The sequence below is a fragment of the uncultured Frigoribacterium sp. genome, from assembly GCF_963515265.1.
Classification (GTDB): Bacteria; Actinomycetota; Actinomycetes; order Actinomycetales; family Microbacteriaceae; genus Frigoribacterium.
The window spans coordinates 1-2,990 of the sequence record NZ_CAUPYL010000253.1 but is presented as its reverse complement, the minus strand read 5'-3'; the positions used below and the strand labels follow the sequence as shown (position 1 = coordinate 2,990).

Genomic DNA, 2,990 nt, shown 5'->3' with positions numbered 1-2,990 from the left:
GTCGTGTGCCTCAACAGCGACGAGTCGGTCACGCGGCTCAAAGGGCCCGAGCGGCGCGCGACGGGTGCGCGCCGAGGGCGGCACGGTCGTCGCGACCGGCGGCTGCTTCGACCTCCTGCACGCCGGCCACGCGCGCACCCTCGCCGGCGCCCGCGCCCTCGGCGACTGCCTGGTCGTGTGCCTCAACAGCGACGAGTCGGTCACGCGGCTCAAAGGGCCCGAGCGGCCGATCATGTCGCAGGGCGACCGCGTCGACCTGCTGCTCGCGCTCGAGTGCGTCGACGCCGTGGTCGTCTTCGACGAGGACACCCCGCACGCCGTGCTCGACCGCGTCCGGCCCGACCTGTGGGTGAAGGGCGGGGACTACACCGCCGACACCCTGCCGGAGGCCTCGCTCGTGGCCGGCTGGGGAGGGCGCACCGTCACGGTGCCGTTCCACCCCGGGCGGTCGACCACGAGGCTCGCGTCGGCGCTGGAGCGCGTGGGCTGACCCGCGCCTCCTCGTCGTCGCCCGAGCACCGGGCCGCCCGCGCCGCACGACACCCATGTCCCCTACGGAAGGAACCACCCATGACCTCGACCGACACCAGCACGACCGACACCGGCACCGGCACCGGCGCCGAGGGCCGTCGCGGCCCTGGCCGCGTGATCGTGACCGGCGGTGCCAGCGGACTCGGCGCGGCCGTCGCGCACGCCGTGCTCCGGGCCGGCGGCACGCCGATCGTGCTCGACCTCGACGTCTCCCGCGTGGCCGAGGGCGTCGAGGCGCACCAGGTCGACGTGTCCGACTCGGCAGCCGTGGAGTCGGCGGTCACCTCGGCCGCGGAGGCGCACGGCGGCCTCGACGCGGTCGTCACCGCCGCGGGCATCGACACCCCCGCGCCGCTCGACGGCATCAGCACCGCGAGCTGGGAGGCGATCGTCGGCGTCAACCTGTTCGGCACCGTCTCGACCGTGCGCGCCGCGCTGCCGCACCTCAAGCGGTCGCACGGCAAGGTCGTCACCGTGGCGTCGTCGCTCGGCATCAAGGCCGTCGGCGACGCGACCGCGTACTGCGCCTCGAAGTTCGGCGTGGTCGGCTTCACGCGCTCGCTCGCGGCCGAGCTGAAGGGCGTCGTCGGCGTGACGACGCTCATCCCGTCGGGCATGAAGACGCGCTTCTTCGACGCCCGCGACGAGCAGTACAAGCCGCAGGACGACTCCCGCCTGCAGGATCCGTCCGACGTCGCGGACGCCGTGCTCTACGTGCTCGGGATGCCCGCGACCAGCGAGATCCGCGAGCTCGTCGTGACGCACCCGGAGGAGGACAGCTGGCCCTGATCGGCAGCCGGCCGGCTCCGGTGAGCCAGCCCTCGCCTCCTCGGCTCGGCCCTGTCGCGCTCGAGTGGTCAGGTGCTGTCCCTCACCGAGCCGGGAAGGGCAGGACCTGACCACTCGTCGCCCCCGCAGGCGGACGTACCCCGGCGTGAACGTTCACGCCGCCGGGGCGTAGCGTCGGTGACGGTGCGCAGCGGAGCGCCCCCGACAAGGAGAACCCCATGGAATTCAGGTACCTCGGCAACTCAGGACTCAAGGTCTCCGAGCTCACGTTCGGCAACTGGCTGACCCACGGCTCGCAGGTCGAGAACGACACGGCGACCGCGTGCGTCCGCGCCTCGCTCGACGTCGGGATCTCGACCTTCGACACGGCCGACGTCTACGCGAACACGCAGGCGGAGGTCGTGCTCGGCGAGGCGCTGAAAGGCGAGCGCCGCGAGTCGGTCGAGATCTTCACCAAGGTCTACGGCCCGACCGGCCCCAAGGGCCACAACGACACCGGCCTCAGCCGCAAGCACGTCACCGAGTCGATCAACGGGTCGCTGAAGCGGCTGCAGACGGACTACGTCGACCTGTACCAGGCGCACCGCTACGACGTCGAGACTCCCCTCGAGGAGACCATGGAGACGTTCGCCGACCTCGTCCGCCAGGGCAAGGTGCTCTACATCGGCGTCTCCGAGTGGAACGCCGAGCAGCTGCGCGAGGCGCACGCGCTCGCCCGTGAGCTCAAGATCCAGCTCGTCTCGAACCAGCCCGAGTACTCGCTGCTCTGGCGGGTCATCGAGGAGGAGGTCGTCCCGGCCTCGAAGGAGCTCGGCATCTCGCAGATCGTCTGGTCGCCCGTCGCCCAGGGCGTGCTCACCGGCAAGTACACCAAGGGCGGCGAGCTGCCCTCGGGCAGCCGGGCCACCGACCAGAAGGGCGGCGCCGCGATGATCGAGCGCTGGATGGGCGACGACGTGCTCGACGCCGTGGCCCAGCTGAAGCCGGTCGCGGACGACCTCGGCCTCACGCAGGCGCAGCTGTCGCTGGCCTGGGTGCTGTCCAACGAGAACGTCGCGTCGGCGATCATCGGGGCCTCGCGTCCGGAGCAGGTCGAGTCGAACGCGAAGGCGTCGGGCGTCGTGCTCGAGGCCGACGTGCTCGCGAAGATCGAGTCGATCTTCGAGGGGCTCGCCGAGACCGACCCCCGCAAGACGCAGATGCCCGCCGGCCGCGAGGTCTAGGCCGCCGCCCCGGCGCTGACCACTGGCCGACCGCCTCCTGGGAACATCCCGAACGACGGTCCGTGGCGGCGCTGCGGGCCTACCGTCCACGTCACAGCCGGGACATCCCGGGACTCAGCAGGAGGAGGAACCGCATGTCCATCGGAGACAAGGCCAAGGACGCAGTGCAGAAGGCAGCCGGACACGTGGAGGAGGCCGTCGGCAAGAAGACCGACGACGCCGAGCTCACCGCACAGGGCCAGAAGGACAAGTCGATGAGCGAGGACCGTCTCGCCACCGAGCGCGCCAAGGACGGCGACCAGCACTGATCCACTCGGGCGCCGATCCATCCCGCCCTCCGGTCGAGCCCCGCCCCAGGCAAGTGGTCCGGCGCCACCGCGGGCCCGGGCCCGCGCTGCGGGGGGCCCGGGGCCGCCAGTTGCCGCCCCACGCCGGCGCGTGGGGGGG

At 72.2% G+C, this 2,990-nt stretch carries 4 protein-coding genes; all 4 read left to right on the top strand.

The genetic code is table 11. The annotated features are described in order from the left end of the window. Positions 1-490: D-glycero-beta-D-manno-heptose 1-phosphate adenylyltransferase (gene rfaE2 / locus RWM17_RS13510; RefSeq protein ID WP_314104500.1), on the top strand; the 490-nt coding region annotated here is incomplete at its 5' end. An 80-nt stretch (positions 491-570) separates the two neighbouring features. Continuing rightward, entirely contained in the window at positions 571-1,320 is a 750-nt protein-coding gene (locus RWM17_RS13505) for an SDR family oxidoreductase (RefSeq protein ID WP_314104498.1), read from the top strand. 218 nt (positions 1,321-1,538) lie between these two features. Next, positions 1,539-2,543 carry an aldo/keto reductase family protein gene (locus RWM17_RS13500; protein ID WP_314104495.1) on the top strand — a complete coding sequence of 335 codons (1,005 nt, stop codon included), beginning with the start codon at positions 1,539-1,541 and terminating at the stop codon, positions 2,541-2,543. Positions 2,544-2,677: 134 nt separating this feature from the next. Beyond that, positions 2,678-2,851: a CsbD family protein gene (locus RWM17_RS13495; RefSeq protein WP_123548416.1), complete on the top strand. Its 174-nt coding sequence runs from the start codon at positions 2,678-2,680 to the stop codon at positions 2,849-2,851. Positions 2,852-2,990 lie beyond the last annotated feature (139 nt).